Source organism: Atopobium sp. oral taxon 199 str. F0494 (assembly GCF_000411555.1).
In the GTDB taxonomy this organism is placed as follows: domain Bacteria; phylum Actinomycetota; class Coriobacteriia; order Coriobacteriales; family Atopobiaceae; genus Lancefieldella.
The window spans coordinates 321,668-338,100 of the sequence record NZ_KE150486.1 but is presented as its reverse complement, the minus strand read 5'-3'; the positions used below and the strand labels follow the sequence as shown (position 1 = coordinate 338,100).

Below are 16,433 nucleotides of genomic sequence, written 5' to 3'. Positions count from 1 at the left end.
CCCTAGGCAGCGCCCGTCATCGGAGCTGCAAAAGAGGAGTGTGTTATGCAAGTAGGCGCAGAAGTTGTCCTCACAGAAGACCAATCTATCGCGTGGCGCGGCTTTACCCACGGTAACTGGAACCACGCTATTGATGTCCGCGATTTCATCCAGAAAAACTATACCCCCTACGAGGGTGACGAGTCATTTTTGGCAGGTCCCACCGAGGCTACCACCAAGCTTTGGACTGACGTTATGAATCTCTTTGCTCAGGAGACAGCCAACGGCGGGGTCATTGATATGGATACCAAAGTGGTCTCCACTATCACCTCACACAAGGCCGGCTACATCGATCAATCACTCGAGAAGATTGTTGGTCTTCAGACGGATAAACCGCTGAAGCGCGCTCTTATGGTCGACGGCGGTATCCGCATGGCCGTAGCTGCCTGCAAGGCCTACGGTTACGAGGTCGATCCTGAGATTGTTGACTTCTACACCAACCGCCGCAAGACCCATAACGCCGGCGTCTTTGACGTCTACACAGATGAGATGCGCGCTTGTCGCCACTCCCACATCATCACCGGTCTTCCCGACGCCTACGGTCGCGGTCGCATCATCGGTGACTACCGCCGCGTGGCGCTCTACGGCGTTGACGCGCTCATTGAAGAGAAGAAGGCCGAAAAAGCAGGAACTCACAAGACCATGGACGAGAAGACCATCCGTCACCGCGAAGAGCTTGCTGAACAGGCCCGGGCCCTCGGTGAGTTGAAGAAGCTCGGTGAGATTTATGGTCTGGAGCTTGGACGTCCTGCTCGCAATTTCCAAGAGGCGGTCCAGTGGCTCTACATGGGCTACCTCGCCTCGGTTAAAGAGCAAAACGGCGCTGCCATGTCCATCGGCCGCAACACCACCTTCCTCGACATCTATGCCGAGCGCGATCTCGCTGAAGGCACCTTCACCGAGTCCGAGATCCAGGAGTTCGTCGATCACCTGGTCATGAAGCTCCGCATGGTGAAGTTCGCTCGCACTCCCGAGTACAACGAACTCTTCTCCGGCGACCCTCAGTGGGTAACCGAATCTATCGGCGGCATGGGCGTTGATGGCCGCTCGCAGGTTACTAAGTCGGCCTTCCGCTGGCTGCACACGCTGGAAAACATGGGTACTAGCCCCGAGCCAAACCTTACGGTGCTGTGGTCGGTCCGCCTGCCTGAGAACTTCAAGCGCTACTGCGCCAAGATTTCCATCACCACCAGCTCCATCCAGTACGAAAACGACGATCTCATGCGCGTCTACCACGGTGACGACTACGCCATCGCCTGCTGCGTGAGTTCCATGCGCATTGGCAAAGAGATGCAGTTCTTCGGCGCCCGCGCCAACCTTGCAAAGTGTTTGCTCTACGCTATCAACGGCGGGCGTGACGAGAAGAGCGGCGAGCAGATCGGCCCCAAATTCCGTCCTGTCGAAGGCGACTATCTCGACTTTGACGACGTCATGGGCAAGTACCTGGACATGATGAACTGGCTTGCGGGCGTCTACGTCAATACCTTGAACGCCATTCACTACATGCACGACAAGTACAGCTACGAGCGCATTCAGATGGCACTCCACGATGAGCACGTGCACCGCTGGTTTGCCACAGGCATCGCCGGTCTTTCCGTTGTTGCGGACTCGCTTTCCGCCATTAAGTACGCCAAGGTCAAGGCCATCAGAAATGATGACGGTCTGGTCGTCAACTACGAGATTGAGGGAGACTTCCCTAAGTACGGCAACGATGACGACCGGGTGGACAGCATCGCCCATGACATTGTTGAGGTCTTCATGAAGTTTGTCCGCGAGACCGGTACCTACCGTGATTCCGTGCCCACTACCTCCATTCTGACCATCACCTCAAACGTGGTCTACGGTAAGGCAACCGGCAACACCCCTGACGGCCGTCGTGCAGGAGCTCCCTTTGCGCCCGGCGCCAATCCTATGCACCGTCGCGATACGCACGGCGCGGTAGCCTCTCTTGCCTCCGTGGCAAAGCTGCCCTTCGGCGATGCGCAGGACGGCATTTCCAACACGTTCTCAATCATCCCGAACGCTCTGGGCAAAGGAAACGATATCCTCTTCCACGAGGATGAGATTAACCTTGAGGGCACGGGAATCGACTTCTCCGATCTTGACCTCTCGTCCGTCGCCATTGAAAATACCGTTGATTGCGCCTGCGAAGCGGATGCTTCCGCTCCCGAAGGCGCTGAGGACCGTTCATAACAACCTGGCGAGAAGTACCGTGCTTCTCGCCGCATATCTAACAAGGAGATCTGACCATGAAAGCAAACGAAGTAGCACCTGAGCAGGTAGACAATCTTGTCAGCATGATCGATGGCTATGCCGAGAAGGGCGGCCACCATCTTAACGTCAACGTATTCACCAAGGAGACGTTGCTTGACGCCCAGGCACATCCGGAGAAATATCCGCAGCTCACCATCCGCGTATCCGGCTATGCCGTCAAGTTCAACTCACTCACCAAAGAGCAGCAGGATGACGTCATTTCCCGCACCTTCCACGAGGCGCTCTAAGAGTTCACGCCATCCTATGAGCAGTCAGGAAGAACAACAGGAACTACCTGCGCTCGAACGGAAACAGTCCGTTTTCGAACAGGAAAGGACTGCTCCCGATCTCAAGTTGGGTGAACAAACCGCAGATCAGGACCCGCTCACCACGCGTGGGCGGGTCCACTCTATTGAGACGTTCGGCACCGTCGACGGCCCGGGCACGCGCCTGGTGGTCTTCATGCAGGGCTGCCCCATGCGCTGCGCCTACTGCCACAATCCCGATACCTGGAAGTTTGGCATCGGTCACGAGAAGAGCGTGGCGGATATATTGGAGCTCTACGATCGCAATCGCCCCTTCTATCGAAAAGGCGGCATCACAGCCACGGGCGGAGAGCCGCTGGCACAGCCCGAGTTTGTCGGCGCTCTTTTTGCCGCCGCCCACAGCGATCCCAAGGGATCCATCCATACCTGCCTTGACACGTCCGGGATCTCGTTCGACCCGCAGCACCCGGAGCGCTTTGAGCAGCTCCTTGCCAACACTGATCTGGCGCTTCTCGACATCAAGCATTCGGATCCTCGGGGACACCGGAACCTCTGCGAGGTGGGTCCCGAAAGACCCCTCGCCTTCGGCGATGAGCTGGCACGGCGCAACATCCCCGTGATCATTCGTCATGTGGTGGTGCCCGGTATCACGGACTCGCCCGAGGAGCTTGTCGGCGTTGGCCGTATCATCGCTCACTGGGACAACGTCATCGGGCTTGACGTGCTCCCCTATCACACCATGGGCACCAAGAAGTACGAAGAGCTGGGCATCCCCTATCGTCTTGCCGACACGCCCGCCATGGATCCCAAGAAGGTCCCCGAACTTCGCCGGCAGATCCTCGCTGCACGCGCCCTTGAGCGCAAACGCCTGGGTAACTGAGCTTCTTTGCTGCTTCTCTGTCCTCGCCGTTTTCAAATCTGCAGCTTGATCACACTTCCGTACCTCCACGATCCAAGATCTTCTCGCCGTTTTCAGAAATCTGCTAAAGAATGGTCTACGGTTGGTGGATTTGAGCCTCAGAGAAGGCTTTAGAAGGCCAAAACCCACCAACCGTTCACGATTTCTTAGCGCGACCCACCAACTGTAAGCAATTTCTTAGCAGATTTTGAAAGCGAGAAGAGCAAGAAGGATCGGAACGAGAGATTGCTCCATCAGGATCTTCACCTGACCGTTAAACAAAAGTCACAGCAATCTCCGCCGAGCCCCAGCGTCTTTGTTCTGCCCCAGTGAAGCTTGGGGTGCATATTTCCATAACAAATATCATCCGTCCTGCAAAAGCCTTGCACGATTTCAGAACAGCCATGCCGGACACAAATATCCTGATAAGGACAGATCAGCATATCAAACCTCATTTCATTTTTATCCGCTCGAAGCCATCTGGCCTTAAAGCCGGCTTTTTCGCCGAAGAAATTTTTTGTCATTTTGGCGAAAAATCGAGGTACGAGACGGTACAGAGCGGGTATTCGGAGGAGGATACGAATAGCTTCTCCTGCCGGTTTGCTTTGTTCCTCATGAAAGGTATTCAGAATACTTGCCACGGTTTCTCTTCCTACGTTTTCCTCCAGCATTGCCTGAAAGACGGCAATGGCCGGGTAGATGCGCTTCCTTGTGTGCACTTGCACTTCTTTTGGCTCTTCTGCGTTTTCTTCACAAAGCCGGCTATATTTCTCCCGGGCTTTCTTTAGTATTCTGTCCGCCTTATCTTTCCCAAACTCCTTGTACACAACGGGTGTGAGTTTCCTTATGTATCCGCTATATGTCACTGTGATCCGCCTCCTTACAGTGCCGATAGGTTTATCCTGTGATCACAGCAAATTTCCATAGATACGGTTTACTCGTATCATTTGCACGCCTGCCCTCCGCTCAGCCGCCAGCCGATAGCTTGTTGGCGAATATTCACGAAGTTTCTGTATAGCCCATCCTGAGCCAGAAGTTCCTTGTGCGTACCGCGCTGGACGATACCGCCCTTGTCCAGGACCACTATCTGGTCCGCAGTCCGGACGGTAGACAGGCGGTGAGCGATCATCAGCAGCGTCTTACCGCGGGTCAGTTCTATGATCGCCTTTTGCAGTTCCTGTTCATTCTCCGGATCCACGCTGGCGGTAGCCTCGTCCAGAATAACGATCGGCGCATCCTTCAAAAGTGCACGAGCGATAGATATCCTCTGTTTTTCACCGCCGGACAGATTTGCGCCGCCCTCTCCCACTCTTGTCTCGTATCCGTCGGGAAGTGCCATGATAAATTCATGGCAACAGGCCTTCTTGGCCACTTTGATCACATCTTCCTTTGATGCTTCCGGTCTTCCGAAACGGATATTGTTCTCAATAGTGTCTTCAAAAAGATAGACGTTCTGAAATACGATAGAGAAATTGCGCAAAAGGCTGTCTGAACTGTATTCCCGGATATCGTGTCCGCCCAGCAGAACCTGACCTCCATCCACATCCCAGAATCTGGCGATCAGACTGCAAAGTGTGGTTTTTCCGGAACCAGACGGCCCCACAATAGCGCAGGAGGAACCTTCCAAAACCGTGAAAGTTATGTCTTTCAGGACCTCTTTTTCTCCATATCCGAAAGAAACGCCTTTGACCTCGATATCGTACCGGGTAGGAATCATGTCTTTGCCGCGCTCATCCAGTGTCGGGATATCCATGATCTCCTCCATTCGATCCAGGGAAGCGTCCACCACCCTGGCAACGGAAGACATGCTCCCTGCCACCTCCACAGCGGAATAGATCATAAAACTGGACACTAAGAGCAGAAGACATTTTTCTGTTGTGATCGTTCCTCCAAGCAGCAAATACGGTGCAAAAGCAAGGATCGCTGCGCGGACAAACTTGAATACCGTCTGATAGAGCGCCGTCATAGAGGAAAAGGACTTTTCCAACTCGATATTAGCCGCAGCACTCTCTTCGATAGCAGCGTCAATCACGTTTGCCGCATATCCACCCAGCCCGAACGCCTTAACTACGCCCATGCCCTGGATGTACTCCAGCACTGCCGTGACAAGCCCGGCCTGTGCCGCCTGTCGACGGGGAGAATGCTTTTTTCCCACCTGCTGGATCCTGCCATATATCAGAAGTGCCACACCAAGACCTGCAAGGGACAGTAGTCCTACTCGCCATTCGTAAAAGAGGAGCCACAGCGTGATCACTATGGCATGGATCAGGCCACCGGCAACAGACTCCATAATAGTGACGGCATTGGCTTCAATATCTCCCAGAGTTGTTGTAACAGCCGCTGTGATATCTCCCAACCGATGCTCACTGAAATATCCCATAGGTGCGCTTTTTAAGCGTTCTCCGATGGTAAGGCGTTTCTTTGTACAGACGGCAAAGCTTCCCAAGGTACGGGCATTGGTAGACAGATTGATGAAAATAATGCGCCCGATCACGCTGATCGCCATGATGGTAAAGGATTTCCATACCATATCCGACGACGCGAGCTGTCCCCTCTGCCCAGCCAGGATCCCTGTCAGCACGGTCAGGATCGCCAGAATGGGAATCATTTCAAATATGGAACTGATCATATGGAAGAGAAAAGAGCGGAGCAGTCGTCCTTTTTGCTCGCCTGAAAATTGCAGCAACCGTTTGAATAAAGCAATCACAGCCATTCTTCCTCTCTGCAATCTCTCGCTCCTGCGTGCGCCTGCCACAGTGCCTGGTAGAGCGAACTTGTCTCTAACAATTCAGCATGCTTTCCTTCAGCAACGACCCTTCCCCGGTCGATCACAAGAATCTTATCCGCCGCTGTGATCGTAGACAGTCGATGAGCGATAACGATCAGCGTTTTTCCTGCCACAAGTTCAGCGATAGAGGCTTGGATAAGTGCCTCGTTCTCCGGATCGGCAAAGGCTGTAGCCTCATCAAGCACCACGACTGGGCTGTTTTTTAATATCGCTCTGGCAATAGCGATCCGCTGACGTTCACCACCCGACAGGTGGCTGCCGCCGTCTCCGGCTAACGTGTCGTACCCCTGTGGCAGTTCCAGAATAAACTCATGACAGCATGCTCTTCTCGCTGCCTCCTCTACCTCCGCATCCGTCGCGTCCGGTTTCCCGAAGCGTATGTTTTCCCGTATGGAAAGGTGGAACAGAAAATTGTCCTGAGAGACATAGGAAACTGTCTCCATGACCTGTGAGAGAGGGATTTTTCGTACATCTGTACCCCCAAGCGTAACGCTGCCGCTGTCCGTATCCCAGAAGGAAGCGATAAGACGGGCGATCGTTGATTTTCCCGAACCAGAAGGTCCGACGATCGCAGTCATCCCGTTAGCTACGCAGGAGAAAGATATTCGGTGAAGGACTTCTTTCTCATGATAGCTGAAGCTGACAGTTTGAAGTGCCACTTCGCAATCGGTAAGAGGCACGGCTCTCTGCGGCCGGTCCATCTCTTTTAAGTCCAGAAGACCGCCGATCTCCTGCACCGTTGCGTCTACCATGGCAAGACTGTCGGTGTATTGCAGCGCCTGAATGAGCGGTTTCACCAGTCCAAGCGCCAGAATGATGCAGGAGACCAGAGTTCCGGCATCAAGCCGTCCGTTCAGATACTGCCAGCTGCCCAGAGGCAGCACGCCTAAAAGGCAGGAAGGCATAACGGCCATTCCCGCCACATAAAAGCCATTGGTCTTGCGAAACCAATCCGCTTTTGATCGTTCGCTCTCCTGGACCGCATCTGCATATTTGCGGTATGAGGTTTCTCCCTGGCGAAAAGTCTTGATTACCTGTATCCCCCCAATATATTCCACCATGGCAGCGTCCATATTTTTGTTGGCGAGAAGAACGCGCCCGTATCGCGCCTCATAGTCTTTCATCATGCCCATATAGCAAAAAAGCCCCACAGGGATCGTGGCAAGAGAGATCAGAGCAATGCTCCAGTCCAGCACAAACAGGTAGACCAGCATCAGCACCGGGATCAGTGTGTTCGCCGTAAGCTCCGGTACCATGTGAGCCAGCGGTAGTTCCAGCTTTTCAACCGTATCAACCAGCATGGCCTTGTATTTGCCGGAAGGCATGTCCAGGACTGTCCCCATGGGGACACGTGACAGCTTGGCCGAGATCGCTTTACGGATGCTTTTAAGCACCGTAAATGCAGCCCGATGCGATCGAATGGTAGAAAACGTATTCAACCAGAGTGATGCCAGATAGCCGAGAAGAGCCACAAGAGACAGCAAGAGGATCTGATCGAAAACATATTGTCCATTGATGATCTCCGCTATCATCCGGGAAACAGCAATATAGGGCACTATGCCGCATAAGGCTCCCAGTACAGCCAGTGCAACTGCACTTACCAGCAACTCCCGGCAGGGTCTTGCAAACTCCAGCAGTCTTTGAATCGTTCCTTTCTCTGATGTATTCATACCGTTTTTCACCCTCCATTCTCCACCTTGCATCTTCCGCCTTGCAGGATCTGCTCCGCCTTTTCCCGCTCCGCTCCTGTGAGATCAGCACTGATCCTTCCTTCGGACAGGATCAGGATCCGAGAACAGATCGTTTTCATAAATTCCACGTCATGTGTGATGATCAGAAGGATCTTTCCGCGCCTTGACAACTCCTGTGCCAGACGTCCGACCTCTTGCATACCGGCAAGGTCAAGCCCGCTGGTCGGCTCGTCAAAAATCAGCATATCTTTTTCGCAAATCAGACTTACTGCCACGGCAAGCCGCTGCTTCTGACCTCCGGAGAGGGAGAGCGGATGTCTTTCTCGATACGCATCCAGTTTCATAAGTTTCAGAGCACTTTCGATCTGCTCCTCATCCGGATTCTTTGCACCCAGACGGCATTCCTCCAGGACGCTGTCAGTAAAGAGCTGATGACCTACATCCTGCATAACCATATAGGATCGCTGTTTTCTTTTTTTCGTAGAAAGAAGCTCTCCGTTGATGGAAACGCTTCCGGCTCCTTCTTTTTGCAAACCGCAAATCACACGGGCCAGAGTCGTCTTTCCCACGCCATTCGCACCGGCGATAGCGATGATCTCTCCGCCCTTTGCATAAAAGGAAAGTTCCTGTAGCACCTGTCTGTCTCCAAGGCATACGGAAAGCCGATCCACTTTTAAAGTACTTTCGGATGCCGCTGGCTGTATGCTCTCTAAGTCGACCTTTTTCAATTCTCGGCAGCGCAAGCCCATCGCTTTGATCTCCGCAGAAGGAAGAGACCGGAATTCTGCTATATCCATGTTTCGCTTGATCTGTCCGTCCTGCAGATACACGACTCTATCTGCTAATTCCATCAGATACCAGAGCCGATGCTCCGCAATAATGATGGTCTTTCCGGCTGTCTTTGCCTGTGCGATCAAACCCATAAGCTCACGGACAGCCGCAGCATCAAGATTGGAAGAAGGCTCGTCCAGAACCAGAATTTCCGGATCGGAGGCGTAAACGGAAGAAAAAGCGACCTTCTGTTTTTCTCCGCCTGAGAGAGCAAAGATGCTGCGTTCGCGCAGTTCTTCCAGATGCAGTTCCTTCGTGAGTTCTGTAAGACGCTCCCTCATCTGTTCTTTTGGCATAGCTCGATTTTCCAGCCCAAATACCAGCTCACTGTCCGTATCAGTATTGAAAAACTGTGTCCGGGGATTCTGAAAAACGGTTCCAACCAGATCAGATAATTCCGCTATTTCCGTATAAACTGGATTAAGACCCGCAACCTGAACGGTTCCGGAATGCTTACCCGAATAAAAATGAGGGATCAGGCCGTTGATGATCCGAGTCAACGTAGTCTTTCCGCAGCCCGATGCTCCGCAGAGCAAGACGCATTCGCCCTTTCGAATATGTAAAGAAATACTTTGGATCGATCCCTCCCCTTCAGAGGTATAGGACCATGATGTCTTTTCAAAACGTATCAAATCACATTACCCCCAAGGAAGGAGCCATGACCATCAACGCAATGACCCCGGTATAGATCAGCCATATAAGGATGTCGCAGATTGTAAAATGGATCTCCTCAAAACAGCTCCGTTCACCCACGTGATCGATACCGCGTGTGATCGCCGCTTGAGAGATTTCATCCGAAATCCGGGATGCAGAGACCAGCATGGGAACATAGACATATTCCATGGTTCGCAGCGGATGCAGCAGCATTCCTCCTATGGAGGCAGAGATTCCCCTGAGCGCCATGGCATCCCGGATAGAGCGCCATTCCTCGCCCATGGTTGGAAAGTAACGGAGCGTTATTGAGAGTGCAATAGTAAAGCCCTTTGGCAAACGGAAACGGCTGATTCCTGCCAGAAAACTGCTCACTTTTGTGGTAGAGATCAGGTAAGTTCCCAGCATAAAGCAAGGGATCAGCTTTCGGATGTAAACGGCAAACATGTACACGATTCCCCCGACTGTCACCGGAAGATGTTGGATCAGAATCAACTGAACCAAAAGCAGGACAATAAACAATGCAGCATATCGAAGAACTTTTTTACTTTCCTTAGCCAGAAAACAAAGGACCAGAGGAATTGATACAAAAACATCCTCCACAATGAGACTTCCATTCAGAAAGACAGAAACACTTGTCACCGCAAGGATCAAAAGTTTTGTTCGTGGATCCGGTTTCATTTACACAATTCCCGCCTTTTCAAAGTGCTTTTTCAACAGGCTCCGGCCAATCAGACCTCCGATCAGCGCAAACAAGATCGTGACAACTGCCATTAACGGAACAGCCCACCAATTTGCCCCAATGGAGTGGATCGCATCAGAAAATGCCTCAAAGTTGCCCTTGTTCTGCATAAAAGCGTCAAATTGCGCCGGCATGATAACCATAGGGACGTATGCCCCCATGGGAGACAATGACATTGCGCAATAGGCAATAAGATTTTTCCGAAAGGACCGGAACTGACCGGATGCGCAGATCAGATCAGTCAAAAAACCGAAAACAACAAAAAACGCCGACATCATCCAGAACATTCCCGTCACAAAGAGCAAAATGCCGCCAATGACGCCAAGAGTAGTAAGAGCCCATCGCTTCGGGATCTTAGCAACGTAAAGCATGAAGATCGTTCCAGTAAAAAGAGCTACCACCGGCGGCATAAATGGAAATGTCACCGGTGTCATCTGTACGATGCCGCCGATCACAAAAGCAACGGCAGCATAGATAAGAGAAAATACACCCACAGAGATGAAATCTCTTGTCTGCATTTTTGTGTTTATCGGCTGAGAAACCATAGTAGTAATCCTTTGTTAGACACTGCTCTTCTCGTCGTAAAAACAACGATATGAAGCGCGTTATTCCGCCTTGAATCGTTGTGATCTGATGCTTACTGAATGCGCAAGAGACCCTCCCATCCGGCATTGAAGAAAGTTGCCAGTTCCTCTATGTATCTGATTGCCCGTTCCTTTGGCATGTCATGTACAACAGTTTCAAACACTGCCGTAAAATAAGCGCTGGTAATCATATGATGTAATTCCCGACTGGCGTCTCCCTTTAACTTTCCACGCTCTCGAAGAGCAGAAAAGTATTGTTCTGACCGGACAACATCCAGTTCCACCAAATCATGCACATAGTTTTCGTATTTTGTCCCGTCCGCACAGCACAGTACCAGCTTGAATGCATCGAAATGCTCATAAATATATTCAACGAAATAACGCAGATACTGCGTGGATAAATCTCGACTCCGGCTGGCTTTATCCGCCGGGATCAAGTCAAAATGAGCTTCCTGAGCCGCTTTGAACTTCTCGATCAATCCATCCGCTGCCTCAGAAACCAAATCCTCAAACAACGCAGCTTTATCAGGGTAGTAGCCATAGAACGCACCTTTCGTAAACCCAGCCTCAGCTACGATATGGTTCAGAGAAGCATCCTTGAATCCTTTTCTTAGAAACTCCTTCTTTCCTACCTCTTGTATTTTCTTTTTTGTGTCAGAGCTTTCCATTACTTCCTTCCTTTTTAAGCCGGTATATACCATCGGTATATACCGGTAGTATATTAGCCTGTGCCTTGAGCTCTGTCAAGAGAGGATTACTGCCGGTATTCGCGATACTTGCTTTCCGCGAATACCTTTCCGCTTCAAAATCCTTCCTTCTCGCTTTTTATAAAATCTGCTAAGGAATGGTCTACGGTTGGTGGATTTGAGCCTCAGAGAAGGCTTCAGAAGGCCAAAACCCACCAACTGTTCACGATTTCTTAGCGCGACCCACCAACTGTTCAGAACTCTTTAGCAACTTTTCGAAAATCGGGGATCATGATGACCGCAATCAAAAAGTGAACTACTAGAAAATCATCATGCTTCAAAACCTAGAGCTGTGTAGTAGTTTTTTCGAGCCCTAATTCACTCTCATTTTAAAAATCCTAGGTAGTAGAGTTGACACAGCGAGAAGAGCGCTCCTCTCGATAAAAAAGCATCAGCGACGCTTATATATTTCCCCTTTCAAGATATTTCTCGGTAATAGATTTCAACAGCTCTTTGATCCGCTTTCTCCCCATGACGTACTTTGATGTCAGAAACATCGTCGCCTACCTTGGGATATATCCTACGCTTCAAATAACAAGAACCGTCAATTTGAACCCCGTCAGCGCACTTGGCGTCTTGACCGCCTGGTCGCTTGCTCTTCTGCTGCTTATCATTGGCGTTGCTGCCTTGAGAAGGGCGTTCGCTAACAGGAGATATGTACGCTTGAAATCTGCATGCTTGGAGCGATAAGGACATCTGGCACAATCTAAGCGCAATCTAAGGGCGACACACGAACAAGCCATACTCTTTTGGAATTGAAATCACACCGTCAACTTTGTGCGAGGCGAGCACAGACAAGACATCCTGACGCTGCGTGTCCTTCAAATGAAATACCTCCGGAAGCGAGTAGACGTACGCAAGCAGATCACGTGCATCCGTTACTTCAAGAGAATCCGGATAGTCAAGCCTGACCACATCCGTAAAACACGTTTTTAGCGAGGCTGCGCCGTTTTGCAAAGTAAAGGTCTCGGGACTGTCAACGACGCCGGTAAAATGCGATAACCAGCTCCCAAGAGTTTGCGCAAGACTAGGCGTACCAAAGGTCGAGGTGTAAAAGACACCGTCGGACTTGAGAACACGGTGAACCTCCTTCAGAGCACCTTCAAGATCCGGCACATGATAGAGCATCATATTTGCGGTAACGACATCAAAACTGTTCGCATCAAAGGGAAGATCCATAATGTCCGCGCGCTCACATTGAACATTTTGATATTGCTCCATTTTGAGCGTACTGGCAGCAACCATCCCCTTGGAATAGTCAGTCAAAATCAAATCAACGTTTACCGGAAGATTTGCGTAATTCTCAGCCCATAAATCCGCTGTCCCGCAACCGACATCAAGAACACGCACAGTATTCGCACTGGCCGTCTTAAACTGGTAATGCGAGAAGATCCAACTACCAAAACCCTGCTTATTCGATGAATATTTTTCATGGAGCGCTATGCGAATATCAAGATTGTCTGTCACCTCATATTGCTTTTTAACATCTTCCTGAGAGTTCACATCATCCTCCGTCATCTATACTGAGTATGCCAAAACTGCCAGACCTATTGTAGCTGTCTGTCAAAGCAACTTGCTCGAGCAAAAATGACCAGTACCTAAGGATTCGCACGCATGACATCGGCAAAGACCGTACAGATAGCAGGTATTCCCGTGCAGCTTACCCAAAAGCGCGTCAAGAATATCAATCTGCGCGTCACCCGAGAAGGACGTGTTGTCGTAAGTTATCCATGGCATACCTCAGAAGCAGTTGTGCTTGCCTTCATCGAATCCAGATCCGATTGGATCCGCGCCACCCTCTCTCGCACCTCATTGCCCAGCGAGAAGAACTCCGCAGGTCAAAACATCATTTCCGGTTGCGAGGTCAGCGTTTGGGGACAGCCTTACGCCTTGCAGATTATCCCGGGGTCAAGACGAACAGCATATATCTCTGCACACGACCTTGTTATCACACTCCCCAACCGCTATCTCAATGACCTGACCTCCGAAACTTCCCAAAGCGCTATTCGTAAAACATTTGATGAGTTTCTCGCCAAAGAGATGCGCAAAATTCTGCCTGAGATGACCGCCGCCGCAGAAGCAAAAGCCGGTCGGAGCGCCTCGCTGTACCGCACACGGCGCATGAAAAGTCGCTGGGGTTCCTGCAATACCAAAACGGGAGCCATCACGCTCAACCTTGAGCTTGCTGAGCATAATCCGGAAGCTCTGAAGTATGTTATTGCCCATGAACTCACCCACCTCTACGTCCGCAGACATAACAAAGAGTTTTACGCTCTTCTCACCACGTTCTATCCAAACTGGAAAGAAGTACGCTCCGGCCTCAAGAATGCCCGACCGTCTTTGCGATAAAATAATCGCTGCTGACTAAGGAGCGCTGGCATCAATGGCACGCGCGCATGTTTTGAAGATTTGAGGAGCTTTTATGCCAAACGAAGGCAGCTATGAGGCGGCGCTGCGCCGTTCCAATGAAATTCAAGCAGATCTGCCAGAGCATCCCGGAAACTACACCATGCTTACCGGAGATCGTCCTACGGGCAGACTACACTTAGGCCATTACTTTGGCACCATCGTTGAGCGCGTGCGGCTGCAGAACCTTGGTGTGCACACCAACGTAATCATTGCCGACTATCAGGTCATTACTGACCGCGACACCACCGAGCATATTGCCGACAATGTATACAACATGGTCGTTGACTACCTTGCGTGCGGTCTTGATCCCGAGAAGACCATGATCTTCACGCACTCAGCCGTACCGGCGCTCAACCAACTTATGCTGCCGTTTTTATCGCTCGTCACCGAAGCGGAGTTGCTTCGTAACCCCACCGTCAAAGCCGAGCAAGAGGCATCTGGCCACGCGCTCACGGGGCTCTTGCTCACCTATCCCGTTCACCAAGCGTGCGACATCCTCTTCTGCAAAGGCAATATCGTACCTGTTGGCCGCGATCAGCTGCCACATATTGAGCTCACAACTAAAATCGCGCGCCGTTTCAACGAACGTTACGGCAAGGTCTTTTCCGAAGTTTCGGGCCTTCTGACCTCAACGCCGTTGCTCCCCGGCCTTGACGGCCGAAAGATGAGTAAATCTTATGGCAACGCTATTTCTCTTTCCATGACGGCAGAGGAGACGGCTAAGCTCATTAAAAAGTCCAAGACGGACTCAGAGCGCCTGATCACCTTTGATCCCGAGAACCGTCCCGGCGTTTCCGCCCTCCTGACCACGGCTGCTATCTGCACCGGTCGCGATCCTAAAGAAATTGCCGACGAAATTGGCATGGGCGGCGGAGGCGCTCTCAAAGCCTACGTCACAGAGGCTGTCAACAGCTACTTTGCTCCAATTCGCGAGAAGCGCGCGGAGATTGCAGAGCATCCCGACTACGTACGCGAGGTGCTCAGTGACGGTAACCGACGTGCAAATGAAATTGCAAATGCTACCTTAGATGAGGTGCGAAACGCTATGGGTATGGTTTACTAGCGTGGATACTTTTGCTCATTTTCACAATAGCGCTGCCTCAGACGCTTCTGCCTACCCTCGCAATTCCACTGCCTCGAATACCTCCGCTCATTCTCAAAACTCCGCCGCCCCAAAGGTTGAACTTGAACTCACCGTTGAGCGCATGAGTTACGGCGCAGATGCCATAGCTCACACCGCCGATGGCAAGACTGTTTTTATCTCCGGAGGCGCTGTCCCGGGAGATATTGTCCGTGTGGAGCTCACCGATGACAGCGAGCACTTTTCTCGCGCCATGCTCTCAGAAGTCCTTGAACCGTCACCTGAGCGTATACCAAACCCACTGCCCTTTGTGGCGCTCACGGGAGCTGCTCCCTGGGGCAACATGACCTACGAATCTCAGCTTCGCGAGAAGCGCGCCGGAGTTGTCTCTGCGCTTGAGCGCATTGGGCACTTCTCGCCAAACGAAACGTCCAAGCTGGTGCAGGATATCGTAGCTCCAGGCGAGCCGTGGGGGTATCGCAACAAAATCGAGCTTGCCTTTAGGCGTACCGGGCGCAAAACGCTTGTAGGCATGTACGCGCCAAACGGTCAGGACGTCGTCCGTGTCAAAGACTGTCCGCTTCTGGACAAGGCTCATGAAAAGATCGTCGGCGCAGTGAGCGGCGCCCTCTCCTACCTTTCCGGCTCCCACGAGCTTGACATTGAGCGCATTGGCATCCGCACGTCTCGCCGCACGCGAGACGTTGAAGTGGCACTATGGACGGCCCCCGGCGGCTTTCCCCGAGCACAGGTTGCGCGCGTACTGGAAGATGCTACGGACGCCACAAGCATCGTGCGCGTAATGACAAAGGGGCCGGGTAAGGCCCGACGTATTGCAGGCGTTGAGCGACTATCCGGCGCAGGCTCTTGGTCAGAGCTTATCGGCGACGAGCGTATGCGCGTCTCTGCTCCCTCGTTTTTTCAAGTCAACACCAAAGGTGCCGAGAAGCTCGTGGAGCTTGTGCTCTTTGCGCTTGACGTACGGAATAGCGATGTGGCTATGGATCTCTACTGCGGTGCTGGTACGTTTACGCTGCCGCTTGCTCGTCGTGCCAACTTTGTCTCTGCAGTTGAATCATACGGTCCGGCTGTGCGTGACCTTCGTCGCAACCTTGAGACTTCTGGTCTCGAAAATGTTGCTGCCATCGGCGGAGATGCCGGACGATCATTTCCCGATACTGATGCAGATATCATTGTGGTTGACCCGCCGCGTGCAGGACTTGCTCCTGATGTTGTGAAACAGCTCTCTGAGCAGAGTGCTCGAGCAATTGCCTACGTTTCCTGTGACCCTGCAACCCTCGCCCGTGACCTGCGACGCTTTGTTGATATCGGTACGTTTCAGCCAGTCAGCCTCACACCCGTTGACCTTTTCCCCCAAACGTTTCATGTGGAGTGTGTAGTATTGCTGCAAAAAGTGAATTAGCCAGAGATTGTCTTTACCTCTTCTGACGAAT

14 protein-coding genes are annotated in these 16,433 nt (G+C 51.8%); 6 read left to right on the top strand and 8 right to left on the bottom strand.

The features are described 5' to 3' along the window. Positions 1-45 precede the first annotated feature (45 nt). The 3 genes from pflB (at position 46) to pflA (ending at position 3,438) form a co-directional block, all read left to right on the top strand. Positions 46-2,232 carry a formate C-acetyltransferase gene (gene pflB, locus HMPREF1527_RS01455; RefSeq protein WP_016476928.1) on the top strand — a complete coding sequence of 729 codons (2,187 nt, stop codon included), beginning with the start codon at positions 46-48 and terminating at the stop codon, positions 2,230-2,232. Positions 2,233-2,288: 56 nt separating this feature from the next. Further along, positions 2,289-2,540 carry an autonomous glycyl radical cofactor GrcA3 gene (gene grcA3, locus HMPREF1527_RS01450; protein WP_016476927.1) on the top strand — a complete coding sequence of 84 codons (252 nt, stop codon included), beginning with the start codon at positions 2,289-2,291 and terminating at the stop codon, positions 2,538-2,540. Positions 2,541-2,646: 106 nt separating this feature from the next. Next, the gene (gene pflA / locus HMPREF1527_RS01445; protein ID WP_035433812.1) at positions 2,647-3,438 is read left to right on the top strand and encodes a pyruvate formate-lyase-activating protein; all 792 of its coding nucleotides are present in this window, start codon (positions 2,647-2,649) and stop codon (positions 3,436-3,438) included. A gap of 281 nt (positions 3,439-3,719) precedes the next feature. Here pflA and HMPREF1527_RS01440 read toward each other — a convergent pair whose 3' ends face one another. The 8 genes from HMPREF1527_RS01440 to HMPREF1527_RS01405 form a co-directional block, all read right to left on the bottom strand. Further along, a complete protein-coding gene (locus tag HMPREF1527_RS01440) occupies positions 3,720-4,283 on the bottom strand; it encodes an L-2-amino-thiazoline-4-carboxylic acid hydrolase (RefSeq protein WP_198009236.1) in 564 nt (187 codons plus the stop codon). 116 nt (positions 4,284-4,399) lie between these two features. Then, entirely contained in the window at positions 4,400-6,169 is a 1,770-nt protein-coding gene (locus tag HMPREF1527_RS01435) for an ABC transporter ATP-binding protein (protein WP_232209516.1), read from the bottom strand. Further along, positions 6,160-7,914 (bottom strand): ABC transporter ATP-binding protein, encoded by a 1,755-nt coding sequence (locus tag HMPREF1527_RS01430; protein WP_016476923.1) that lies wholly within the window; start codon positions 7,912-7,914, stop codon positions 6,160-6,162. Before HMPREF1527_RS01430 ends, HMPREF1527_RS01435 begins: the two co-directional genes overlap by 10 nt. A gap of 8 nt (positions 7,915-7,922) precedes the next feature. After that, the gene (locus HMPREF1527_RS01425; RefSeq protein ID WP_016476922.1) at positions 7,923-9,398 is read right to left on the bottom strand and encodes an ABC transporter ATP-binding protein; all 1,476 of its coding nucleotides are present in this window, start codon (positions 9,396-9,398) and stop codon (positions 7,923-7,925) included. Between the two features lies 1 nt (position 9,399). Continuing rightward, positions 9,400-10,098 (bottom strand): energy-coupling factor transporter transmembrane component T, encoded by a 699-nt coding sequence (locus HMPREF1527_RS01420; protein WP_016476921.1) that lies wholly within the window; start codon positions 10,096-10,098, stop codon positions 9,400-9,402. Beyond that, the gene (locus HMPREF1527_RS01415) at positions 10,099-10,704 is read right to left on the bottom strand and encodes an MptD family putative ECF transporter S component (RefSeq protein ID WP_016476920.1); all 606 of its coding nucleotides are present in this window, start codon (positions 10,702-10,704) and stop codon (positions 10,099-10,101) included. A 92-nt stretch (positions 10,705-10,796) separates the two neighbouring features. Continuing rightward, entirely contained in the window at positions 10,797-11,411 is a 615-nt protein-coding gene (locus tag HMPREF1527_RS01410; protein WP_016476919.1) for a TetR/AcrR family transcriptional regulator, read from the bottom strand. 795 nt (positions 11,412-12,206) lie between these two features. After that, positions 12,207-12,992, bottom strand: coding sequence for a class I SAM-dependent methyltransferase (locus HMPREF1527_RS01405; protein WP_016476918.1), 786 nt, complete (start codon positions 12,990-12,992; stop codon positions 12,207-12,209). Between the two features lie 111 nt (positions 12,993-13,103). On the opposite strand from HMPREF1527_RS01405, the gene HMPREF1527_RS01400 reads away from it, so the two are divergent. From HMPREF1527_RS01400 to rlmD, 3 genes are all read left to right on the top strand, one after another. Further along, positions 13,104-13,838, top strand: a complete 735-nt coding sequence (locus HMPREF1527_RS01400; protein WP_016476917.1) for a M48 family metallopeptidase — start codon at positions 13,104-13,106, stop codon at positions 13,836-13,838. Between the two features lie 73 nt (positions 13,839-13,911). Next, the gene (trpS, locus tag HMPREF1527_RS01395; protein WP_016476916.1) at positions 13,912-14,961 is read left to right on the top strand and encodes a tryptophan--tRNA ligase; all 1,050 of its coding nucleotides are present in this window, start codon (positions 13,912-13,914) and stop codon (positions 14,959-14,961) included. Between the two features lies 1 nt (position 14,962). Next, a complete protein-coding gene (rlmD, locus tag HMPREF1527_RS01390; RefSeq protein WP_016476915.1) occupies positions 14,963-16,402 on the top strand; it encodes a 23S rRNA (uracil(1939)-C(5))-methyltransferase RlmD in 1,440 nt (479 codons plus the stop codon). The last annotated feature ends 31 nt before the right edge of the window (positions 16,403-16,433 follow it).